Annotated in this window: 17 protein-coding genes and 1 rRNA gene; 10 read left to right on the plus strand and 8 right to left on the minus strand. The window is 72.5% G+C overall.

The features are described from left to right. Positions 1–140: 140 nt before the first annotated feature. Positions 141–257 (plus strand): 5S ribosomal RNA (gene rrf / locus ACWDX7_RS02415). Positions 258–383: 126 nt separating this feature from the next. Here rrf and ACWDX7_RS02420 read toward each other — a convergent pair. Genes ACWDX7_RS02420 through ACWDX7_RS02440 form a run of 5 tightly spaced genes read right to left on the minus strand, consistent with a single transcriptional unit; the run spans position 384 to position 6,219 of the window. Further along, positions 384–1,694 carry a DUF58 domain-containing protein gene (locus tag ACWDX7_RS02420; protein WP_451488643.1) on the minus strand — a complete coding sequence of 437 codons (1,311 nt, stop codon included), beginning with the start codon at positions 1,692–1,694 and terminating at the stop codon, positions 384–386. Continuing rightward, a complete protein-coding gene (locus ACWDX7_RS02425) occupies positions 1,694–2,674 on the minus strand; it encodes an AAA family ATPase (RefSeq protein WP_451488642.1) in 981 nt (326 codons plus the stop codon). The genes ACWDX7_RS02420 and ACWDX7_RS02425 overlap by 1 nt, the downstream gene beginning before the upstream one ends. Next, a complete protein-coding gene (locus tag ACWDX7_RS02430) occupies positions 2,671–4,170 on the minus strand; it encodes a DUF4350 domain-containing protein (protein WP_451488641.1) in 1,500 nt (499 codons plus the stop codon). The genes ACWDX7_RS02425 and ACWDX7_RS02430 overlap by 4 nt, the downstream gene beginning before the upstream one ends. Further along, positions 4,167–4,847 carry a DUF4129 domain-containing protein gene (locus ACWDX7_RS02435; protein ID WP_451488640.1) on the minus strand — a complete coding sequence of 227 codons (681 nt, stop codon included), beginning with the start codon at positions 4,845–4,847 and terminating at the stop codon, positions 4,167–4,169. Before ACWDX7_RS02435 ends, ACWDX7_RS02430 begins: the two co-directional genes overlap by 4 nt. A 7-nt stretch (positions 4,848–4,854) precedes the next feature. Beyond that, positions 4,855–6,219, minus strand: coding sequence for a hypothetical protein (locus ACWDX7_RS02440; protein WP_451749275.1), 1,365 nt, complete (start codon positions 6,217–6,219; stop codon positions 4,855–4,857). 235 nt (positions 6,220–6,454) lie between these two features. Between ACWDX7_RS02440 and mtrA the strand changes: the two genes are divergently transcribed. The 6 genes from mtrA (at position 6,455) to ACWDX7_RS02470 (ending at position 13,946) form a co-directional block, all read left to right on the plus strand. Further along, entirely contained in the window at positions 6,455–7,144 is a 690-nt protein-coding gene (gene mtrA / locus ACWDX7_RS02445; RefSeq protein WP_189747360.1) for a two-component system response regulator MtrA, read from the plus strand. Between the two features lies 1 nt (position 7,145). After that, positions 7,146–9,098 (plus strand): MtrAB system histidine kinase MtrB, encoded by a 1,953-nt coding sequence (gene mtrB, locus ACWDX7_RS02450; protein ID WP_451488638.1) that lies wholly within the window; start codon positions 7,146–7,148, stop codon positions 9,096–9,098. A gap of 115 nt (positions 9,099–9,213) precedes the next feature. Then, entirely contained in the window at positions 9,214–11,067 is a 1,854-nt protein-coding gene (locus ACWDX7_RS02455; RefSeq protein ID WP_451488637.1) for an LpqB family beta-propeller domain-containing protein, read from the plus strand. An 85-nt stretch (positions 11,068–11,152) separates the two neighbouring features. Beyond that, entirely contained in the window at positions 11,153–11,959 is an 807-nt protein-coding gene (locus tag ACWDX7_RS02460; protein WP_451488636.1) for a ComF family protein, read from the plus strand. Positions 11,960–12,298: 339 nt separating this feature from the next. After that, on the plus strand, positions 12,299–12,994 hold the full coding sequence (hpf, locus tag ACWDX7_RS02465) for a ribosome hibernation-promoting factor, HPF/YfiA family (protein ID WP_451488635.1): 696 nt from the start codon (positions 12,299–12,301) through the stop codon (positions 12,992–12,994). Positions 12,995–13,181: 187 nt separating this feature from the next. Further along, a complete protein-coding gene (locus tag ACWDX7_RS02470; RefSeq protein ID WP_451488634.1) occupies positions 13,182–13,946 on the plus strand; it encodes a response regulator in 765 nt (254 codons plus the stop codon). Positions 13,947–14,001: 55 nt separating this feature from the next. Here ACWDX7_RS02470 and ACWDX7_RS02475 read toward each other — a convergent pair whose 3' ends face one another. Together ACWDX7_RS02475 and ACWDX7_RS02480 are read right to left on the minus strand one after the other, a co-directional pair. After that, positions 14,002–15,192 carry a winged helix-turn-helix domain-containing protein gene (locus ACWDX7_RS02475; protein WP_451488633.1) on the minus strand — a complete coding sequence of 397 codons (1,191 nt, stop codon included), beginning with the start codon at positions 15,190–15,192 and terminating at the stop codon, positions 14,002–14,004. Positions 15,193–15,201: 9 nt separating this feature from the next. Continuing rightward, positions 15,202–15,804 (minus strand): GNAT family N-acetyltransferase, encoded by a 603-nt coding sequence (locus ACWDX7_RS02480; protein ID WP_451488632.1) that lies wholly within the window; start codon positions 15,802–15,804, stop codon positions 15,202–15,204. A gap of 241 nt (positions 15,805–16,045) precedes the next feature. Here ACWDX7_RS02480 and secA point away from each other — a divergent pair, with 241 nt between their 5' ends. Continuing rightward, positions 16,046–18,838: a preprotein translocase subunit SecA gene (gene secA, locus ACWDX7_RS02485; protein ID WP_451488631.1), complete on the plus strand. Its 2,793-nt coding sequence runs from the start codon at positions 16,046–16,048 to the stop codon at positions 18,836–18,838. Between the two features lie 287 nt (positions 18,839–19,125). On the opposite strand, the gene ACWDX7_RS02490 is transcribed toward secA, so the two are convergent. Further along, positions 19,126–19,563: an Rv3235 family protein gene (locus ACWDX7_RS02490; protein ID WP_451488658.1), complete on the minus strand. Its 438-nt coding sequence runs from the start codon at positions 19,561–19,563 to the stop codon at positions 19,126–19,128. 468 nt (positions 19,564–20,031) lie between these two features. Between ACWDX7_RS02490 and ACWDX7_RS02495 the strand changes: the two genes are divergently transcribed. Both ACWDX7_RS02495 and ACWDX7_RS02500 read left to right on the plus strand, forming a co-directional pair. After that, complete coding sequence (locus tag ACWDX7_RS02495; protein ID WP_451488630.1) at positions 20,032–20,532, plus strand: DUF6912 family protein; 501 nt, start codon at positions 20,032–20,034, stop codon at positions 20,530–20,532. Next, a complete protein-coding gene (locus tag ACWDX7_RS02500; RefSeq protein WP_451488629.1) occupies positions 20,529–21,185 on the plus strand; it encodes an HAD family hydrolase in 657 nt (218 codons plus the stop codon). Before ACWDX7_RS02495 ends, ACWDX7_RS02500 begins: the two co-directional genes overlap by 4 nt. Positions 21,186–21,448 lie beyond the last annotated feature (263 nt).

Genomic DNA, 21,448 nt, shown 5'->3' on the forward strand with positions numbered 1-21,448 from the left:
CCAGATGTGGAAGCCCGGTAACGGGTGGAGCTGACTGGTACTAATAGGCCGAGGGCTTGTCCTCAGTTGCTCGCGTCCACTGTGTTAGTTCTGAAATAACGAACGGCTGTGTTCATGCCAGCGTTCAAATTTCATAGTGTTTCGGTGGTCATAGCGTTAGGGAAACGCCCGGTTACATTCCGAACCCGGAAGCTAAGCCTTTCAGCGCCGATGGTACTGCAGGGGGGACCCTGTGGGAGAGTAGGACGCCGCCGAACTTTTATTGTGGGAAAGCCCCGCACCTTATGGTGCGGGGCTTTCCTGCGTTTACGACCCTTTTCGACGGCGCCACCCTCGCGCGGGAGCCTTCGATGCGCGGCTCCCGCGAAAGGGGACCGGGACGGCTACAAGCGGCCCGCCGCCTTGAGGGCGAGGTAGGCGTCCGCCAGGGCGGGGGCCAGGGTGTCCGGGGTGGCGTCGACCACGTGGACGCCGTGGCGGGTCAGCTCTTCCGAGGTGCGGCGGCGCTGGGCCTGGGACTGGGTGCCGGCGGCCGCCTCGTAGACCGCGTCCACCGTGCCGCGCGACGTGGTCATCTGCGCCACGTGCGGGTCCGCCACCGAAGCCAGGAGCACGGTGTGGCGCTGCGTGAGGCGCGGTAGGACGGGGAGCAGGCCCTCTTCGATGGGGGCTGCATCCAGGCTCGTCAGCAGGACCACCAAGGAGCGGCGCGGGGCGCTGCGGAGGATGGTGGAGACCAGGGTGCGCGAGTCCGTCTCGACCAGTTCCGGTTCGAGGGTGGCCATCGCGTTGACGAAGGACGGCAGGATGTCGGCCGCCGCCCGGCCCTGGACCTGGGCGCGGGGGCGGCGGTCGTAGGCCAGCAGGTCCACCCGGTCGCCGGCGCGGGTGGCCAGGGCGGCGAGGAGCAGGGCCGCGTCCATCGCGGAGTCCAGCCGGGGGGCGTCGCCGACGCGCCCCGCCGACGTACGGCCGGTGTCCAGGCAGATCAGGATGTGCCGGTCGCGTTCCGGACGCCAGGTCCGGACGGCCACCTTGTTCTGGCGGGCCGTGGCACGCCAGTCGATGGAACGGGTGTCGTCGCCGGGCACGTAGTCGCGGAGGCTGTCGAACTCGGTTCCCTCACCGCGGGTCAGGAGGCTCGTACGGCCGTCCAGCTCCCGCAGGCGCGCCAGGCGTGACGGCAGGTGCTTGCGGCTGGTGAAGGGAGGCAGGACGCGGACCGTCCACGGGGACGCGATTGAGGCCTGCCGGGCCCAGAGGCCCAGCGGGCCGTACGAGCGGACCGTCACGCGGTCGGCCCGGCGGTCGCCGCGGCGGGTCGGCCGCAGGCGGGTGGTCAGGCGGCGGCGTTCGCCAGCGGGGACGGTGACCGTATGGCGGGAGGCGGTCGTCTCCGTGCCCGGGAGCCAGCTGCTCGGCGGCCAGGCGTCCCGGACGCGGGCGCGCAGGGTGCGGCCGCTGGGATTGGTCACCGACAGGTGCACCTCCGCGGCTTCGCCGAGGCGGACCGCGGTGTCGCCCGAGCGGTGCAGTACGAGGCTGCGGACGGGCGCCGCGAGGGCGCAGTCGAGCGCGCAGGCCAGCGCCAGCGGGCCATTGACCGCGAGGATCCCCGCCCAGCTCGGTTCCAGGATGCCGACGGGGATGCTGCCGAGGGCCGCCAGCAGGGCGGCTCGTCCGGTGACGGCCATCAGCGCGGCACGGGGACGTGGGAGAGGATCGCGGTGATGACGGCGTCTGCCGTGACTCCCTCCATTTCGGCTTCCGGGCGCAGTTGGACGCGGTGGCGCAGGGTCGGCAGGGCGAGGGCCTTGACGTCGTCGGGGGTGACGTAGTCACGGTCGGTGAGCCAGGCCCAGGCGCGGGCGGTGGCCAGCAGTGCGGTCGCGCCGCGAGGAGACACGCCGAGGGTGAGGGAGGGGGATTCCCGGGTCGCGCGGCAGATGTCCACGACGTAGCCGGTGATCTCCGGGGAGACGCTGGTCAGTTCGACGGCCTTGCGGGCGGCTTCCAGTTCCTTCGGGCCCGCGACCGGGCGGACGCCCGCGGCGTGCAGGTCGCGGGGGTTGAAGCCGGCGGCGTGGCGGGTCAGGACACCGATCTCGTCCTCGCGGGAGGGGAGGGGCACGGTGAGCTTGAGGAGGAAGCGGTCCAGTTGGGCTTCCGGCAGGGGGTAAGTCCCCTCGTACTCGACCGGGTTCATGGTGGCGGCCACCAGGAACGGGTCCGGGAGGGGGCGAGGGGTGCCGTCGACCGTGACCTGGCGTTCCTCCATCGCCTCCAGGAGGGAGGCCTGGGTCTTGGGAGGGGTCCGGTTGATCTCGTCCGCGAGGAGGAGGTTGGTGAAGACCGGGCCGTCCTGGAAGGAGAACTCGGCGGTGCGCGCGTCGTAGACCAGCGAGCCGGTGACATCGCTCGGCATCAGGTCGGGGGTGAACTGGACGCGCTTGGTGTCGAGTTCGAGGGCGGCGGCCAGCGCGCGCACGAGGAGGGTCTTCGCGACGCCGGGGACGCCTTCGAGCAGGACGTGGCCGCGGCACAGGAGGGCGACGACGAGGCCGGTGACGGCGGAGTCCTGACCGACCACGGCCTTGCCGATCTCGGTGCGGAGCGCTTCGAGGGAAGCGCGGGCGCTGTCCGCGGCGGCGGACTCGGTGGCCGGGTACGTCATGACGTACGGACCTCTCTTTCGAGGGCGTCGAGGTGGTCGGCGAGCGCGACGAGTGCCGCGTCGTCGGTAGGGGTGGAGCCGAAGAGGAGGGTGGTCAGGTCCCGTGCCTCGCCCGTGAGCCGGGCGGAGACGGCGGGGACCAGTGCGGTGGGCTCGTGGGCCCGGGTGTGCGGTACGCCGACCAGGGCGGCCAGGCGTTCGCGGGTGGCGGCTCGCAGCACGGTGGCGGCGCGGTCGCGGGCGCCGGCCTTGCGGTAGAGGCGGGCGCGGCCCTCGGTGGCCTCGGAGGCGCGGATGAGGACGGGCAGTTTCTCCGTGACGAGGGGGCCGAGCCGGCGGGCGCGCCAGAAGGCGGCGAGGGCGGCGGCGATGAAGAGCTGGAGGACGGCCCAGGACCAGCCGGCGGGGACGAGCTCCAGGAGGCTCTTCTCGCCGCCGGGGCCGCCGTCCGGGTCGCTGTCCGCGAGGGACGGCATGTACCAGACGAGGTCGGGGCGGGAGCCGAGGAGTTGCAGGGCGAGGGAGGCGTTGCCCTCTTCGGCGAGGTGCTCGTTGAGGAGGATCGTCTCGGAGCCGAGGAGGACGGTGTCGCCGGTGGTTCCCGTGGGGAGGACGAGGAGGGTGGGGTGGCCGTCGCTGGGGTAGCAGGCGGTGGCTGCCTGCACGGCGGTGGTGTAGCGCAGGCCGTTGCCCGTGCCGGCGCGGCCGGCGGAGGTGGCGGCGGGCAGGGCGCAGTGCGGGGCGAGTTCGTCCTCGCGCCCGGTGCCGCTGGTCCGCACGCCGGGGGCGAGGTCGGGGAGGCTGAAGCCGCTGGGGGCGAGCAGCACCGTACGGCCGCCGGAGGGTTCGGTGGCGGAGCGCAGGGTGCGGCGCTGGGCTTCGCCGAGCCGGTCGGGATCCGTGATGAGGAGGGTGGTGCGGGGGCCGGCCGCGGCGGCGGCCTCGCGGGCGGTGGTGACGACGCGGGTGGTGACGCCGCGCGCTTCGAGGAGCTCGGTGACGGCCATGCTGCCCGAGCGGTCGGGTGAGCGGGGGTCGAGGTAGCCGTGGCGGGTGCCGGAGTTGAGGGCGGCGACGACGAGTCCGCCTGCGGCGAGCACGGCGAGGAGGGTGAGCACGCGCCGGGCCCGCCGCCACGTCCAGCGCGTCCCCGGCGCCGCGCCGGTGTCCGGCGCGGGCCCCGAAGCCTGCTCGGACGCCGGGCGCGCTGAGGCACCGGTGGGCGGGCCCGGATGGTGGGCGTTCGCCCGGCGGGACCACGGTCCGGCGGTGGAGCCGCGGTGGGCGGCGGCCGCCTGTGGAGGCCCTGCGGGGCCAGCCGCCGCGTCGGCGGCGATGGGCTGCGGGGCCCCTGCGGGGGAAGTCGTGGCGTCGGCAGCGGTGGGCTGCCCGGACCGTCCGGCGGGAGGCGCCGCCTCGGCGGCTGCCTGCGGGGTGCCTGCCGGCGGAAGGGCGGGGGTCGGGGTGGTTGGGGGTTCGGGGGTGGGGCCGGTCATGCGGAGGGTCCCGTCAGGAGCGGCTTCGTGCGGGCCAGGGTGAGGTCGAGGGCGCGCAGGCGGCCGTACATGTCGGCGTCGCCCGTGCGGCCGCCGTAGGTGACGTCGTCGAAGGCGCGGGCGGCGGCGCGCAGTTCCCCGGCGTGGTCCGGGAGGGACACCGCGGCTTCGGCCGCGGCCTCGTCGGCGGTGCGGCCGGGGCGCGGGTCGAGGAGGGTGCGCTCCTCCAGGGAACGCACGACGGCGCGCATGCGTTCCTGGACGGCTTCGGTCCAGCGGCCCGCGTCGGCGTGGGCGTCGGCGGCCGTGCGGTGGTCGGCGGCGCTGCGGACGCCTCCGCCGAAGAGGAGGCCGGCGCCGGTGGCGGCCCGGCGGGGGGAGCCGAGCCGCCACCACAGGGCGGCGATGAGCAGGACGACCAGGAGGAGGATCACGACAAGGCCGAGCCAGCCGCCGGGTGTCGCCCCGGAGGCGCGGTCCAGGAGGTCGGTGACCCATTCCCAGAACCGGTCCAGGGCGCGCTGGATCAGCCCCGGATCGTTCTCGTGGTACTTCGGCTCGGACAGTTCGCGCCGGGCCGCTTCGCGGGCCGGTTCGCGCGGTGTCGTCACCGGTGGTGTCTCCGCGTTCGGCAGGAGCGCCGCGGATCGGGTGATGAGGCCCCCCGTGCTCATCATCGCTGCATCAGCCTCCGGTGACCGGCCCGCCGGAGGGCGGTGCGGCGGCGGTGTTGGCGCCGTAGTTCTCGACGCCCGCCGCCCGGGCGAGCTCCAGGTCGAGGGCCTCGCGGCGGATGCGCTGGTCGACGTAGAGCAGGACCGTGACGCCGGACTGCATCGGCATGGTGATCGTCTGGGCGATGGTCACGCCGACGGCGGAGAGGATCAGCGCTCCCCAGGCGGTGGCGGCGGTGCCGTCCTCGATGCCGCTGAAGCCGCCGCCGAAGACGGCGATGCCGATGATGGTCAGCGGCCAGACGATGATCGCGGAGACCAGGCCGGTGATGATGCCGGTCAGCGCCGTGATGCCGAAGATGCGCCACCAGGCGCCCTTGACCAGCTTCGAGGAGCGGGCGAGGGAGGTGAAGACGGTGCTCTTCTCCAGCATCAGCGCGGGGGAGGCCAGGCTGAACTTGATCCACAGCCACGCGAACAGCGGGATCGCGGCCAGGCCGCCGAGGACGCCGATCCCGATCTCCCCGGCGAGGATGCCGGGCAGGATGAGCACGGTGACGAGGAGGATGGCGCCGAGGCCCAGCAGCAGGGTCAGGCCGATCAGGCGCAGCAGCTGCGGACGCGCGTCGCGCCAGGCGTCGGAGACGGAGGAGCCGGTGCCGAGCACCGCCCGGCTGAAGATCATGGTGAGCATCGCGGTGGCCACGATGGTCCCGAGGGCCTGGATGAACAGGGTCGCCATCGAGAGCGCGGTGCTGGTGCCGAGGGTGTTGATCGTCTCCTCGACGCTCGCCTCGGGATCCGGGGCGAGGGCGAGGTCCCCCATCGCGTACTTCTGCACGAGCACGCTGATCACTTGCACGACGGTGGCCACGACGAGGGTGATGGGCAGCACCGAGCGCCAGTGGGCCCGCATGGTGGCGACGGCGCCGTCGAGGATCTCGCCCATGCCCAGGGGGCGCAGCGGGATCACCCCGGGCTTGGCGGCCGGGGGCTTGCCCCACTGGCCGGGGCCGCCGGGATAGCCGTACTGGCCGCCGTACGGGCTTCCGTACGGCGCCCCGGCCTGTCCGTCCGGCTGCTGGCCGTACGCGCCCCAGCCCGGGCCCTGGGGCTGCTGCGGGGCCGGCTGGGCGGGAGCGGTGGGCGGCTGCGTACCGGGGCTCGACCACTGGCCGGGCGGAGGCTGCTCGGCGGACCACTTCCCCTGACCGGCGGGCGGAGCGGCCGGTGCGGGCGGCTGCGCGGGCGCCGGCGGCTGCGCGGGCGCCGGCGGCTGCGCGGGCGCGGAGCCCGGCTCGTCGGCGGGTGCCCCCGACCGCTCGCCGTCGGACGGGGAGGGTCCGGGCGTAGCCCAGCCCGGAGAGTCGTTCATCGTCACTCCTTCACGTGCACCTTGCTGCGGCGGGGGCGCTGATCGCTGTCATCGTGCCACGTGACCTCATGGAACGGACCGGCCGTCCCCCCGGATCCCCGGCAGCCCGTACCTTCAATTGTCACCCGGATCCGGGGCAGACTGGTCGACCTGATCTCCACGCAGGTCCGAGGGGCGATTTCCAGCCCTTTTGGCTGTGGGACAGCTCACCGCCAGGTAACGATTAGCTAATGGGATGATGTCAACCATGAAGGGACGCGTCCTTGTCGTCGACGACGACACCGCGCTGGCCGAGATGCTCGGCATTGTGCTGCGTGGAGAAGGTTTTGAGCCGTCGTTCGTAGCGGACGGTGACAAGGCACTTGCTGCCTTCCGGGAGGCGAAGCCGGACCTGGTGCTGCTCGACCTCATGCTGCCCGGACGGGACGGCATAGAGGTGTGCAGGCTGATCAGGGCCGAGTCCGGCGTGCCGATCGTCATGCTCACGGCCAAGAGCGACACGGTGGACGTGGTCGTGGGCCTGGAGTCAGGGGCTGACGACTACATCGTCAAGCCGTTCAAGCCGAAGGAGCTGGTGGCCCGTATCCGGGCCCGTCTGCGCAGGTCGGAGGAGCCGGCGCCCGAGCAGCTGGCCATCGGTGACCTCGTCATCGACGTGGCCGGGCACTCGGTCAAACGCGACGGTGCCTCCATCGCCCTGACCCCGCTTGAGTTCGACCTGCTGGTCGCCCTCGCGCGCAAGCCCTGGCAGGTGTTCACCCGCGAGGTGCTGCTGGAGCAGGTCTGGGGCTACCGGCACGCGGCGGACACCCGCCTGGTCAATGTGCACGTACAGCGCCTGCGCTCCAAGGTGGAGAAGGACCCGGAGCGCCCCGAGATCGTCGTGACGGTGCGCGGTGTGGGCTACAAGGCAGGACCGAGCTGACATGAAGCCCGGCAAGTCCCGGGGCGGTTCCCGCTGGGGGACGCTTCGGGGCGGCCGGCTGCTCCAGGACGGAACACCCGGCGGCCCCGTGCTGCGGCTGCTCGTACGCCTCGTACGCCGGCCGCTGCTTCCGGCTGTCCGGCTGTGGCGGCGCAACATCCAGCTCCGCGTGGTCGCGGCCACCCTGCTGATGTCACTGGCCGTGGTGCTCGCACTGGGCTTCGTCGTCATCGCGCAGGTCAGCAGGGGGCTCCTCGAAGCCAAGGAGGAGGCCGCGCAGAGCCAGGCCGCGGGAGGGTTCGCGGTCGCACAGGAGAAGGCCAACACCCACTCCGCCGTGGACGGGCCCGACGCCACCGACAACAAGGTCGGCCACGATGCCAGCACCTGGATGAACTCGCTGGTCAAGCAACTGGCCAGTGGCGGCCAGACCGCCTTCGAGGTGGCGGCGCTCGGCGCCGGCACCGGCGAGGAGCCGACGGGTCCCGGCGAGCAGAAGAACGGCGTGCGCGGCGCCCGCGCCTCCGGCGACGTCGATCCGACGGCGAGCGTCCCGCTGAAGCTGCGCCAGTCCGTCAACCACGCCACCGGCACCTTCAAGACCTTCTCCGAGATCCGCTACGCCGCCGGATCGGAGGAGAAGACGCCCGAGCCCGCGCTGGTCATCGGCCAGCGGCTGAGCGATATCAACGGCGATCCGTACGACTTGTACTACCTCTTCCCGCTGACGCAGGAGGAGGAGTCCCTCAATCTGATCAAGGTCACCATCGCCACCGCCGGCCTGTTCGTCGTCGTGCTGCTCGGCGCCATCGCCTGGCTCGTCGTACGCCAGGTCGTGACGCCGGTGCGGATGGCCGCCGGGATCGCCGAGCGGCTCTCGGCCGGGCGGCTCCAGGAGCGGATGAAGGTCACCGGCGAGGACGACATCGCCCGCTTGGGCGAGGCCTTCAACAAGATGGCGCAGAACCTCCAGCACAAGATCCAGCAGCTGGAGGAGCTGTCGCGGATGCAGCGCCGGTTCGTCTCGGACGTCTCGCACGAGCTGCGGACCCCGCTCACGACGGTACGCATGGCCGCCGACGTCATCCACGACGCCCGGGTCGACTTCGACCCGGTCACGGCGCGCTCGGCGGAACTGCTCGCGGGGCAGCTCGACCGGTTCGAGTCGCTGCTGTCCGACCTGCTGGAGATCAGCCGGTTCGACGCGGGCGCCGCCGCCCTGGAGGCGGAGCCGATCGACCTGCGCGAGGTCGTACGCCGCGTCATCGACGGGGCGGAGCCGCTCGCCGAGCACAAGGGCACTCGGATCCGCGTCCTCGGCGACACCCAGCCCGTCATCGCCGAGGCCGACTCCCGGCGCGTGGAGCGGGTGCTGCGCAACCTCGTCGTCAACGCGGTGGAGCACGGCGAAGGCCGCGACGTGGTGGTACGCCTCGCCTCCGCGGGCGGGGCCGTCGCGGTCGCCGTCCGCGACTACGGGGTGGGCCTCAAGCCCGGCGAGGCCACCCGCGTCTTCAACCGCTTCTGGCGGGCGGATCCCGCGCGGGCCCGCACCACCGGCGGCACCGGCCTCGGCCTGTCCATCGCCGTCGAGGACGCGCGGCTGCACGGGGGCTGGCTCCAGGCGTGGGGCGAGCCGGGCGGGGGTTCGCAGTTCCGCCTCACCCTGCCGCGTACCGCCGACGAACCGCTGCGGGGGTCCCCGATCCCGCTGGAGCCCGAGGACTCGCGGGCCAACCGGGCCAGGGCCGCCGCCCAGGCCGCGGGCGCGGCGGGGCCCGCGCAGCCGGGGGAGGGCGCGGACCGGTCGCGGATACCGCCGCGGTCGGCGGTGGCCGGAGCCCTGCCGGTACCGGCGGATCCGACGGCTCTGCCGGGCAACGGGGCCCGGGTCGTGGCCCGGCCGGCCGAGCAGCCAGCAGCAGCACGGGAGGACACACCTGATGGACGCTGAACCCGGGAGGGCGGGGGGCGGGAGCGGACCCGGCGGGAGCGGACCCGGCGGGAGCGAACTCGGCGGGAGGGTGCGGGCGCACGGCCGGACCGCGGCCGGTGCTGGGCCCGGGGACGTGCGGGCTGGGTCCGGGGCCGCGCGGGCGGGAAGTCGTCGGCTCGGCGGCCTGCGGGCCTGCGCCCTCGGCGCCGCCGCGCTCCTGGTGGCCGGCTGCGCCTCCATGCCCGATCACGGCGAGATCCGCCCGGTGCGGGCCTCGCACGGCGTCGACTCGCAGGTCCGGGTGTTCAGTGTGCCGCCCGCCGACAAGGCCAGTCCGGCCGAGATCGTCGACGGCTTCCTGGAGGCCATGACCAGCGACGACCCGCAGCTGGAGACGGCCCGCAAGTACCTGACCGAGGAGGCCGCGAAGAACTGGAAGCCCGGCGGGGCCGTCACCGTGCTCGCCGCCGGACTCGGCCGGCGCTCCGTACAGGGCGAGAAGGACCCGTCGGGCCCCCGCTGGGAGGTGTCCGGCGAGAAGCTCGCGACGGTGGACGAGCGCAGCGCGTACCAGCCGGACCCGGGCGGCGGGGGCTACAAGGAGTTCCTCCAGCTGGTCAAGGTGGACAACAAGAACTGGCGGATCGCGACCCCGCCCAGCAGCCTCGTGCTCAGCGAATCCGACTTCCAGCGCATCTACATGCCGGTCAACAAGTACTACTTCGCGGGCGGCACGCTCGTCGCCGACCCGGTCTACGTGCGTCAGCGAAGCGACCCCGACTCGCGCATGGACCCCACCACGCAGGCGGTGAAGTCGCTGCTCGCCGGGCCGTCCCACTGGCTCGGCCCGGTCGTCGAGTCCAGCTTCCCCACCGGGACGGAACTGCGCGAGGGCACCAAGTCCCTCTCGTACGACGGCCAGAACACCCTGCGCGTCCCGCTCAACGACAAGGCGGGCAGCGTCGCGCAGCCGCAGTGCCAGAAGATGGCGACCCAACTGCTCCACACCGTCAAGGAGCTGACGGCCTCCCGGCTGGAGCGGGTCGAACTGCTGCGCGCCGACGGCAAGACGTCCCTGTGCGCGGTGACCGAGGCCGCGGCGGCCGTGATCGCCAACCGGGTGCCGAGCCCGCACTACCAGTACTACGTCGACAAGGACGACCGGCTCGTCCGGATGGAACTCGACGTCACCAGCGAGGAGCAGCAGTACCGGCCCCAGCTGGTGCCGGGGCCGCTGGCCGAGAACGCCGCCTTCAAGGTCGGTTCGGCGGCCGTGGCGTACGACGAGCGGCGCGCGGCGGTGGTGTCGGCGGACGGGCACGCGCTGTACGTGGTGCCGCTGGCGACCCCCGGAGCCATGCCGCAGCCCGTGCTGACGGCCAAGGGCAACAAGCCGGACCTGCTGACCGCGCCCAGCTGGGACGCGGCGGGCGACCTGTGGATCGCCGAGCGGGATTCCGGTTTGTGGCGCGTGCCCGGCGGGACGGGCACCCCGGAGAAGGTGCAGGTGGCCGGGCTCGACGGCGGGCAGATCACCTCGCTGAAGGCTTCTTCCGACGGAGTGCGGATCGCGCTGCTGGTGCAGCGGGACGGCAGCCGCAAGGACCTGTACGTCGGGCGCGTCGAACGGCCCGCCAAGGGGGAGACCTCGGCGGTGTCGGTGCGCGAGCTGCGCCCGGCGGCGCCGCAGATGGCGGAGGTGACCGCGATGAGCTGGGCGCCGCGCGGCCGGCTGCTGGTGGTGGGCCGGGAGAGCGGCGAGGTGGTCCAGGCCCGCTACATGCTGGCGGACGGCTCGACGGTCGCGGCGAGCCTGCCCGGTGCGAGCGGGCTGCTGGCGGTGGCGGTCGCGGCCTCGGAGGAGGAGACGAAACCGGAACCGCCGGTGGTCGGGTACTCGGAGGGCGACGGCATCGTGTGGCTGCCGCCCGGGGCGCAGTGGCGTACGGCGGCGCCGGGCGGCCGAGCGCCGGTGTACCCGGGCTGAGCCGGGCCCTACCCGGCCTGAGCAGCGGTTTCGCCGGTTGTCCACAGGGGTGGCGGCCCTGTGCCCGGCCCGGCAGAGTGGAGCCATGCGGGGGTGGTGGGGGGAGCTCGCCGGGCTGGTCCTGCCGGTCGACTGCGCCGGCTGCGGGGCCGCGCGGGTGCTGCTGTGTGCCGCTTGCCGGGACGCCCTGAGCGGGGCCGGCGCTGGCCGGGTGCGGCCGTCTCCTCCGCCCGAGGGCCTGCCGGTGGTGCACGCCGCCGCCGTGTACGGGGACGGCGTACGGGCGGTGCTGCTGGCGCACAAGGAGCGCGGGGCGCTGCCGCTGGCCGGGGCGCTCGGCGGCGCGCTGGCGGCGGCGATCGCCTGCGCCGCAAGCGGCGCCGGGGCCGGGCGTGGGGCGAGCGCGGCGGAGGTGGCGCTGATCCCCGTCCCCTCGGCGCGCGGGCAGGTCAGGGCGCGCGGTCACGATCCGGCGCGCAGGATCGCGCTGGCGGCCGCGGCGCGGCTGCGGCGGGCCGGCGTTCCCGCGCGCGTGGCGCCCGTACTGCGGCTGCGGCGGGCGGTGGCCGACCAGGCGGGCCTGGGGGCCCGGCAGCGTCGGGAGAACCTCGCGGGGGCGCTGGCGGTGTGCCGGGGCGCGGCGCGGCTGACGGACGGGGCCGCGCTCGTGCTCGTGGACGACCTGATCACCACCGGAGCGACGCTGGCGGAAGCGGCCCGGGCGGTGCGGGCGGCCGGTCTGGGGCGCGGGTCGCTCCCGGGGCGGACACAGGGATCCGCGTCGAGGACCGTGCCGGGGCCCGTCCTGCGGGCGGCGGTGGTGGCCGCGCCGGCGGACTCCTTCGAGCGAACCCGGCCGGCGACTGCCGCGGGGCGAAATTCGCCCGAATAGATTTGGAACCGGCGGGGAAGGCGGATCGTTGCAGTGATAAGACGGAAGAGACAACTGAACGGAGATACGGTCCGGTAGCGGGTGCCGACAGCGGGCATAGAGAGATATGTTCGGTGGTGAGGACTGGCGAACCTCGCGCCCCACGGATCGGATCGCACGTTTCGGGAATCTTCGTCAGGAGGCTGTCGCTCGTCTCCGAAGTCGGTGGGATACGGATCTCGCCGATGGGGGAGGAGGAGGTGGAAGTCGCCAGTCCGAGGCTCCGGTGCTCACCGGGGCCTGGTGCGAAAGGGAGACGCTTCGCCCCGTAGGCGGAGCTATCCGGGAACGGAGTTCTGCGTGGACATCGTCGTCAAGGGCCGTAAGACCGAAGTGCCCGACCGGTTCCGCAAGCACGTGGCCGAGAAGCTGAATCCGGAGCGGATCCAGAAGCTCGACGCCAAGGTGATCAGCTTGGACGTCGAGGTGTCCAAGGAACACAACCCGCGGCAGGCCGACCGTTCCGACCGTGTGGAGATCACTCTGCATTCGCGGGGTCCGGTGATCCGTGCCGAGGCGGCGGCCGCCGATCCGTATGCGGCGCTCGACCTGGCTCAGGACAAGCTGGAGGCCCGGCTGCGCAAGCAGCACGACAAGCGCTACACCCGCCGCGGCAGCGGCCGGCTGTCGGCCGCGGAGGTCGCCGATGTGGTCCCGGACGCCGCGCGTCTGAACGGGAGCGGCGAGCCGGTCGGCGAGGAGCAGGCGGACGCGGTCCCGACCACCCGGATCGGATCGCTGGAGGTACAGGGCGAAGGCCCGCTCATCGTTCGCGAGAAGACCCACTCGGCCGCGCCCATGTCGCTCGACCAGGCTCTGTACGAGATGGAGCTGGTCGGTCACGACTTCTATCTGTTCGTCGACTCGGACACCAAGATGCCCAGCGTCGTCTACCGACGTCATGCGTACGACTACGGCATCATCCACCTGAACCCCGACGGCGCTTCGAGCTCGGACGAGTCCGGCGCGGGCGCCGGCGGCGCGCTCGGCGGCTGAGCACACCATTCGTTGCCCCTGCGGGACGCCGAGGCGTTCCGCAGGGGCTCCTGTATGACGGGTATGAGCCAGGTGGCCGTCGCCGGCCCCGCCCGGTGGTGCGGGCATGGAATCATGGCGGGCAGTCAATCGGCGGCCGTACGCGTCCGGTTGGCCCAGCAGCTCAGCACATGCAGGGGGAGGAACCATGGCCGACGGCTTCGGGCCGGTGCGCGGTGACGACGGTGCGGGCTGCCGCGAGGCGGCCCGTGAGGCGGACCGCGCGGAGCAGGCCCCCGGCTCGTCGGGCGGGGAGCCCATCCGGGTCCTCGTGGTCGACGACCACGCGCTCTTCCGGCGGGGCCTGGAGATCGTCCTCGCGCAGGAGGAGGACATCCAGGTCGTGGGTGAGGCGGGTGACGGCGCGGAGGCCGTGGACAAGGCGGCCGACCTGCTGCCGGACATCGTGCTGATGGACGTACGGATGCCCAGGCGCGGCGGGATCGAGGCGTGCACGTCGATCAAGGAAGTGGCGCCTTCCGCGAAGATCATCATGCTGACGATCAGCGACGAGGAGGCGGACCTCTACGACGCGATCAAGGCGGGTGCGACCGGGTACCTCCTGAAGGAGATCTCGACGGACGAGGTGGCCACGGCGATCCGGGCCGTCGCGGACGGGCAGTCGCAGATCAGCCCGTCTATGGCGTCGAAACTGCTCACCGAGTTCAAGTCGATGATCCAGCGGACCGACGAGCGCCGGCTCCTGCCGGCGCCCAGGCTGACCGACCGGGAGCTGGAGGTCCTGAAGCTGGTGGCCACGGGCATGAACAACCGTGACATCGCGAAGGAGTTGTTCATCTCCGAGAACACGGTGAAGAACCACGTCCGCAACATCCTGGAGAAGCTGCAGCTGCACTCCCGGATGGAGGCCGTGGTCTACGCGATGCGGGAGAAGATCCTCGAAATCCGCTGACCCGTGTCCCGGACGGGACAGGCCGGCTTAGCGGGCCGCCCGTACCGGCACGCCGTTACGGGCGCCGCGCGGCGAGCTCGGCGGTGACGGCCGCCGCCTCCTGAGCGCTCCGCGCCCGCTCGACGCGTACCTCCTCGCACCCCACCCACCGCGCGGCCTCCCACAGGGCCTGCGCCATGGCGGCGGCCGCCTTGGGCGTCTCCAGCGAGAGCTGGCGCGCGACCAGGACGGCCCCCTCGCGGCCCGGGTCGACGCGGCCCTGGAGCCGCCCGCCCGCCAGCAGCGGCATCGCGAAGTAGCCGTGGATCCGCTTCGGCTTGGGGACGTACGCCTCCAGACGGTGGGTGAAACCGAAGATCCGCTCGGTGCGGGGCCGGTCCCAGACCAAGGAGTCGAACGGAGAGAGCAGCGTCGTGCGGTGACGGCCGCGGGGGGCCGTCGCCAGCGCCGCCGGGTCCGCCCACGCCGCCGCTCCCCGGCGGCGATCGCGCCCCCAGCCCTCGACCTTCACCGGGACCAGTCCGGAGTCCGCGATCACCGCGTCGACCTGATCCCCCTTGAGGCGGTGGTAGTCGGCGATGTCGGCGCGGGTGCCGACGCCCAGCGACTTACCGGCGAGCGCGACCAGGCGGCGCAGGCACTCGCGGTCGTCCAGGTCGTCATGGAGCAGGGCGTCCGGGACGGCGCGCTCGGGGAGGTCGTAGACGCGCTTCCAGCCGCGCCGCTCACCGCACACCACCTCGCCGGTGTCGAGCAGCCACTCCACCGCGATCTTGGTCTCGGACCAGTCGAACCACTCTCCGCCGTTCTTGGCGCCGCCGAGCTCGGTGGAGGTCAGCGGACCCTCGGCCTTGAGGCGGTCCAGGACCGCCTTGGTCGAGCGCTCCTTGTCCCGCAGGACGTGCCAGCGGTGGCCGCGCGCGCGGCGGGCCCGGCTGCGGAAGGCGAAGTGCGGCCACTCCTCCACGGGCAGGATGCAGGCCGCGTGCGACCAGTACTCGAAGGCGTGGTGTCCGGACCAGTACGCCGCTTCCACCGCCTTGCGCTCCACCGCGCCGAGGCGCGCGTACGCGACGAGCTCGTGCGACCGCGCCAGGACCGAGATCGTGTCCAGCTGCACGGCGCCCAGGTGGCGCAGCATGCCCCGGACCCCGCCACGCCGGTCGGGCGCCCCGAGGAAGCCCTGGGCGCGCAGGGCGATGCGGCGCGCTTCGTCGGCGGAGAGCGAGAGCGGGATCGAGGTCATGTCCGCAGCCTAGGCGGGGTCACTGACAGCCCCGTCGGACGGGATCCGTGCGGGGAGGTACGGCAGGGCGGGCGCCAGTCCGAGGTCCGAGGGGAGCAGGGCGCCCACCCAGCAGTCGCGTGCGGTGCCGCGCGTGCGCAGCCCGGCGCGCAGGGTGCCCTCGATGCGGAACCCGGCCTTCCGAGCGACGGCCCGGGAGCCGTCGTTGCCGACCTCGGCCCGCCACTCCAGTCGTACGGCGTCCAGCTCGGTGAAGGCCCAGCGGGCGACGGCGCCGACGGCCTCGGTCGTGTATCCGCGCCCCCGGTGCTCCTTGGCCGCCCAGTAGCCGATCTCGTGCGCGTCCTCCCCGCGCACGTGGACGCCGACGGCCGCGACCAGCGGGCCCCCGGCGCCGAGGCGGACGGCGAAGCTGTAGCCCGTGTCCCGGCGCCAGCCGTCCGGAACGATCTCGTTCACGAAGCCGTGCGCGTGCTCGCGCTCGTAAGGGGAGGGGACCATGGTCCAGCGCTGGATGTCCGGGTCCTGGGCGGCCGCGTAGACCTCGTCCTCATCCCCGGGGGCGAAAGGCCGCAATTCCAGCCGGGACGTGCGCAGTGTGATGGGCTCCATGAACGAATTCTGGTGTCCTCCCCCTCCCCCCGGCGAACAGTTTTCGGGAAACTCCCGGGGGACACGGCACCTTCCCTGTCCCCCGTACGTTCTCAATCCGGGTGCCAGCCGCCCTGCGGATACGGCGGACCTCCCGACGCGACCGCGTCCTCGCTTACGATGGCCGTTGCGGTGGGGCCCACCTGCCGTGCCCGTGTACGTACACAGTGCCCAGGCCCGACCGGCAAGGAGACAAACCTCGGTGTCCGTCTTCAACAAGCTCATGCGTGCAGGCGAAGGCAAGATCCTGCGCAAACTGCACCGCATCGCGGACCAGGTCAACTCCATCGAAGAGGACTTCGTCAACCTCTCCGACGCCGAGTTGCGGGCGCTCACGGACGAGTACAAGCAGCGTTTCCAGGACGGCGAGAGCCTGGACGACCTGCTGCCCGAGGCCTTCGCGACCGTCCGCGAGGCCGCCAAGCGCGTTCTCGGCCAGCGCCACTACGACGTCCAGATCATGGGTGGCGCGGCGCTGCACCTCGGCTATGTCGCCGAGATGAAGACCGGTGAGGGCAAGACCCTCGTCGGCACCCTGCCCGCGTACCTGAACGCGCTGTCGGACAAGGGCGTCCACCTGATCACGGTGAACGACTACCTCGCCGAGCGCGACTCCGAGCTGATGGGCCGGGTGCACAAGTTCCTCGGCCTGGAGGTCGGCTGCATCCTGGCGAACATGTCGCCGGCGCAGCGCCGCGAGCAGTACAACTGCGACATCACCTACGGCACGAACAACGAGTTCGGCTTCGACTACCTGCGCGACAACATGGCCTGGTCCAAGGACGAGCTCGTCCAGCGCGGCCACAACTTCGCCGTGGTGGACGAGGTCGACTCCATCCTCGTCGACGAGGCCCGTACCCCGCTGATCATCTCCGGCCCGGCCGACCAGGCCACGAAGTGGTACGGCGACTTCGCGAAGCTGGTGACCCGCCTCACCCGCGGCGAGCCCGGCCAGCCCCTCAAGGGCATCGAGGAGACCGGCGACTACGAGGTCGACGAGAAGAAGCGCACCGTCGCCATCCACGAGTCCGGTGTCGCCAAGGTCGAGGACTGGCTCGGCATCGAGAACCTCTACGAGTCGGTGAACACCCCGCTCGTCGGCTACCTGAACAACGCCATCAAGGCGAAGGAACTGTTCAAGGCCGACAAGGACTACGTCGTCATCGACGGCGAAGTCATGATCGTGGACGAGCACACCGGCCGTATCCTCGCCGGCCGCCGCTACAACGAGGGCATGCACCAGGCGATCGAGGCGAAGGAAGGGGTGGACATCAAGGACGAGAACCAGACCCTCGCCACGATCACCCTGCAGAACTTCTTCCGCCTCTACTCGAAGCTGTCGGGCATGACCGGTACGGCCATGACCGAGGCGGCCGAGTTCCACCAGATCTACAAGCTCGGTGTCGTCCCGATCCCCACCAACCGGGACATGGTCCGCAAGGACCAGCCGGACCTGATCTACCGGACCGAGGTCGCGAAGTTCGCCGCCGTCGTGGACGACATCGCGGAGAAGCACGAGAAGGGCCAGCCGATCCTCGTCGGTACGACGTCGGTCGAGAAGTCGGAGTACCTCTCCCAGCAGCTCTCCAAGCGCGGCATTCCGCACGAGGTGCTCAACGCCAAGCAGCACGACCGTGAGGCGACGATCGTCGCCCAGGCCGGCCGCCGCGGCGCGGTCACCGTCGCCACGAACATGGCCGGCCGCGGTACCGACATCAAGCTCGGCGGCAACCCGGACGACCTCGCCGAGGCCGAGCTGCGCCAGCGCGGCCTCGACCCGGAGGAGCACATCGAGGAGTGGGCGCACGCCCTTCCCGAGGCGCTCAGGCGTGCCGAGGCGGTCGTGAAGGCGGAGTTCGAGGAGGTCAAGGAGCTCGGCGGGCTGTATGTCCTGGGCACCGAGCGCCACGAGTCGCGCCGTATCGACAACCAGCTGCGCGGCCGCTCCGGCCGACAGGGCGACCCGGGCGAGTCCCGCTTCTACCTGTCGCTGGGCGACGACCTGATGCGGCTGTTCAAGGCGCAGATGGTCGAGCGCGTCATGGCGATGGCGAACGTGCCGGACGACGTGCCGATCGAGAACAAGATGGTGACGCGGGCGATCGCATCGGCCCAGTCGCAGGTCGAGACCCAGAACTTCGAGACGCGCAAGAACGTCCTGAAGTACGACGAGGTCCTCAACAACCAGCGTGAGGTCATCTACCGCGAGCGCCGCCGGGTCCTGGAGGGCGAGGACCTGCAGGAGCAGGTGCGCCACATGATGGACGACACGATCGACGCGTACATCGCGGCCGAGACGGTCGAGGGCTTCGCCGAGGAGTGGGACCTGGAGCGCCTGTGGGGCGCCTTCAAGCAGCTCTACCCGGTGAAGGTCACCATCGAGGAGCTGGAGGAGGCGGCGGGCGACCGCGCGGGCATCACCGCCGAGTTCATCGCGGAGTCCGTCAAGGACGACATCCACGAGCAGTACGAGGCGCGCGAGAAGACGCTCGGCTCGGAGGTCATGCGCGAGCTGGAGCGGCGCGTGGTGCTGTCGGTCCTGGACCGCAAGTGGCGTGAGCACCTGTACGAGATGGACTACCTGCAGGAGGGCATCGGTCTGCGGGCGATGGCCCAGAAGGACCCGCTGGTCGAGTACCAGCGCGAGGGCTTCGACATGTTCAACGCCATGCAGGAAGGCATCAAGGAGGAGTCCGTCGGCTACCTGTTCAACCTGGAGGTCCAGGTCGAGCAGCAGGTCGAGGAGGTTCCGGTGCGGGACGCGGCGCCGTCGCTGACGAAGGAGCCGGTGGCGGTTCGGCCGGAGATCCGGGCGAAGGGGCTGGACGCTCCCCAGCGTCCGGACCGGCTGCACTTCTCGGCGCCGACGGTCGACGGTGAGGGCGGTGTGGTCGAGGGCGACTTCGAGGCCGATGGCTCCGGCGGTGACGGGATGACGCGGGCGGAGCGGCGCAAGGCGCAGAAGGCGTCCGGGGCGCGGCGGCGCAAGAAGTAGCCCCCGCTGGGGTTTTCCGTCGGCCGGGGCCGGACACCGCGTACGGTGTCCGGCCCCGGCCGCGTTGTGTGCCGGTGCGGTGGGGGTTGTTGGGGTGCGGTGTGGTGCGGGCGGTGGGGCGTGGTGCGGGCCGGCTGCCGGGGCTCTGGCCCGGACCCCGCGCCTCAATCGCCGGCGGGGTTTGAAGGGGGCAGGGCTTCGGCGGGGCGAGAGGTGGCGCCGATCTCGGGCGGTCGCGGGGCTTGAAGGGGGCTTCGGCGGGGCTTGGCAGGGCTTCGGCGGGGCTGTCAGGGGCGGGGGCCCTGGAGTTCGATTGCCGCGCAGCGCCAGCGGAGGTCCTGGCCCTGTTCCAGGCGGAAGGCCATCGCCGTCACGCGTTCTCCCGTGGCGATGCGGGCGAAGGCCTCGATGACGCCCGGGCCGGGGGTGAAACGGCCGCACTGGCGGATGACGGGGCGGGGGCGCTCGCCCAGCGGGCGGTCCGGGGCGAGCGTGACCAGCTGCTGGTAGGCCGGGCCGATGGTGTGGCCGAGGAGCGAGTGGACGGGGCGGCGCCCGGTGACGACGGCCAGCAGCCGTTCGGCGAACCAGTCCTGCGGGTCCCGCCGTACCGCCTGCGGCGGGCTGCCCGGGCCGCCCGGGCGCCGGGGGTCGCGGCGCCCGGCGGGGCGGGTCCGGGAAGGAGCCGTCGCGCCGGGCCGGCGGCGGCTTCCGTCGCCAGTCATCGTGACGCGCGTCGTGGTGTCCATCGCGATCTGCCCCCGTACAGGCCGGGCCCGGAGCGGTACCGAGCGGTAACTTGATGGGGCTCTTCTACGGCCGCCCGAACACGCTCGGCAACCGAGCGCCGGGCCCGGGGCCGGCGGGCCCCGGTTCACCTATCCGAGTGCGCGCCGCCCCACCCAGGGCCCCGCGCGGCCCGTGTCCGGGGACGGCGGTGGACGCGGGCGTGCCCGGGCCCCGCACCCGAAGGGGGACGGCTCCGTCACTCCGCTGGACGGGCGGTCACCCTCCCGTACGGCGGCGGCGCAAGGTGCGGCCGGTGCGCCCGGGGCCCGGCCGTCGCGCGGGGGCTTACCGTCCCGTTCGGTGCGGCCGACCGGCGCCCGGGACGAGTCGGGCACGGGGGGCGCCGTACTGAGGGCTTCGGTCGTATCCTGAGGGCGTTTGACGACTACCGAAAGCAGCCGGCCATGCGCGTGTACGTCCCCCTGACCCTCCCCGGGCTCGCCGAGGCGCACAAGGCGGGCGAGCTGGGCCCCGCGCCGCTGCGCGCCTACGCGGTCACCCCCGGGCTGCGCGAGTGGTACGTGTCGCAGGACATCGAGGAGCTGGAGTACGCGGCCCTGGGCCGGGCCGCCGCCGCCTCGCTGCGGATGCTCGCCCGGGACGCGGACGCCCCGCGCAAGCGGGTCGTCGTGGCGCTCGACGTGGCAGACGATGCCGTCACCGCCGCCCCAGCCCTCGACGAGGCCGCGGTCGGCCAGGTGACCCTCGGGCGGGCCGTACGGCTCACCGAGGCCGCCGCCGTGCACGTCGACGCCGATGACGCGGAGGCCGACGTGGCCGCCGCCGCCGGGGCCGTCGAAGCCGCCGACGCGGGGGACGAGGACGCGCGGTTCACCGTCGACGGCGCCGAGGACCACGAGCTGCTGTGGTTCGGGGTGCAGGAGATCCCGGGGTTGCTCAAGTGACGCACATCGTCTGGGACTGGAACGGAACCCTCCTGCACGACATCGACGCCGTCATAGCCGCGACCAACGCCTCCTTCGCCGAGCTCGGCTTCGCGCCGATCACTCTGGAGACCTACCGCGACCTGTACGTCGTACCGGTGCCCAAGTTCTACGAGCGCCTCATGGGCAGGATGCCCACCGACGAGGAGTGGCTGCTCATGGACGCCACCTTCCACCGCCACTACTGGCTCTCCGCCGCCGACGCCGCGCTCGCCGCGGGCGCCCTGGAACTGCTCCAGGACTGGGAGCGGGACGGGCTCACGCAGTCCCTGCTCTCCCTCGCGCCCCATGAGAAGCTCGTACCGCTGGTGCGGGCGCACGGGATCCACCGGCACTTCCTGCGCGTCGACGGCCGGCACGGGCCCTCCCACACCTCCAAGGCGGAGCACCTCGTACGCCACCTGGAAGCCCTGGAGGGCGCGGGCGTGAGCGCCGGCCGTACGGTGCTCATCGGGGACGCGGTGGACGACGCCGTGGCCGCCGCCCACGTCGGCGCCCGGGCGGTGCTCTACACGGGCGGTTCGCACAGCCGCCGCAGTCTGGAATCAGCCGGTGTGCCGGTGGTCGACACCCTGGCAGAGGCCGTACTCACAGCTCGTCGGCTGGCCGAATAGCGACTTGCACGCACGGTCTGCCGCGTCGCTGCGCATAACGTCAAAGTTGCACCCCCGGTTTTGTACACATAAGGCTCGTGACGGGCCGGGGGTGGATCGATATAGCCTAGACCCGTGATCAGCGCGATAGTCCTCGGGGGCACTGAAGCCCCCGGCCCGCGCCCGGCGCACGAACGTGCCCGGGCCTTCGCTGATCCCCGCTGCCGGGACCTCGCGCCGATCATGGCTGATTCCGTCCCGGCCGCCTCTTCAGACGGCATAGC

Source organism: Streptomyces sp. NPDC003034 (assembly GCF_053591375.1).

Excerpts from the sequence above, each read along its gene's own strand:
- ACWDX7_RS02460 (WP_451488636.1), top strand. The coding sequence starts at position 11,153 with ATGCGGGGGTGGTGGGGGGAGCTCGCCGGGCTGGTCCTGCCGGTCGAC.
- ACWDX7_RS02480 (WP_451488632.1), bottom strand. The coding sequence starts at position 15,804 with ATGGAGCCCATCACACTGCGCACGTCCCGGCTGGAATTGCGGCCTTTC.
- ACWDX7_RS02495 (WP_451488630.1), top strand. The coding sequence starts at position 20,032 with ATGCGCGTGTACGTCCCCCTGACCCTCCCCGGGCTCGCCGAGGCGCAC.
- ACWDX7_RS02420 (WP_451488643.1), bottom strand. The coding sequence starts at position 1,694 with ATGGCCGTCACCGGACGAGCCGCCCTGCTGGCGGCCCTCGGCAGCATC.
- ACWDX7_RS02430 (WP_451488641.1), bottom strand. The coding sequence starts at position 4,170 with ATGACCGGCCCCACCCCCGAACCCCCAACCACCCCGACCCCCGCCCTT.
- mtrA (WP_189747360.1), top strand. The coding sequence starts at position 6,455 with ATGATGTCAACCATGAAGGGACGCGTCCTTGTCGTCGACGACGACACC.
- ACWDX7_RS02490 (WP_451488658.1), bottom strand. The coding sequence starts at position 19,563 with ATGACTGGCGACGGAAGCCGCCGCCGGCCCGGCGCGACGGCTCCTTCC.
- ACWDX7_RS02440 (WP_451749275.1), bottom strand. The coding sequence starts at position 6,219 with ATGAACGACTCTCCGGGCTGGGCTACGCCCGGACCCTCCCCGTCCGAC.
- ACWDX7_RS02475 (WP_451488633.1), bottom strand. The coding sequence starts at position 15,192 with ATGACCTCGATCCCGCTCTCGCTCTCCGCCGACGAAGCGCGCCGCATC.
- ACWDX7_RS02435 (WP_451488640.1), bottom strand. The coding sequence starts at position 4,847 with ATGATGAGCACGGGGGGCCTCATCACCCGATCCGCGGCGCTCCTGCCG.
- mtrB (WP_451488638.1), top strand. The coding sequence starts at position 7,146 with ATGAAGCCCGGCAAGTCCCGGGGCGGTTCCCGCTGGGGGACGCTTCGG.
- ACWDX7_RS02470 (WP_451488634.1), top strand. The coding sequence starts at position 13,182 with ATGGCCGACGGCTTCGGGCCGGTGCGCGGTGACGACGGTGCGGGCTGC.
- ACWDX7_RS02425 (WP_451488642.1), bottom strand. The coding sequence starts at position 2,674 with ATGACGTACCCGGCCACCGAGTCCGCCGCCGCGGACAGCGCCCGCGCT.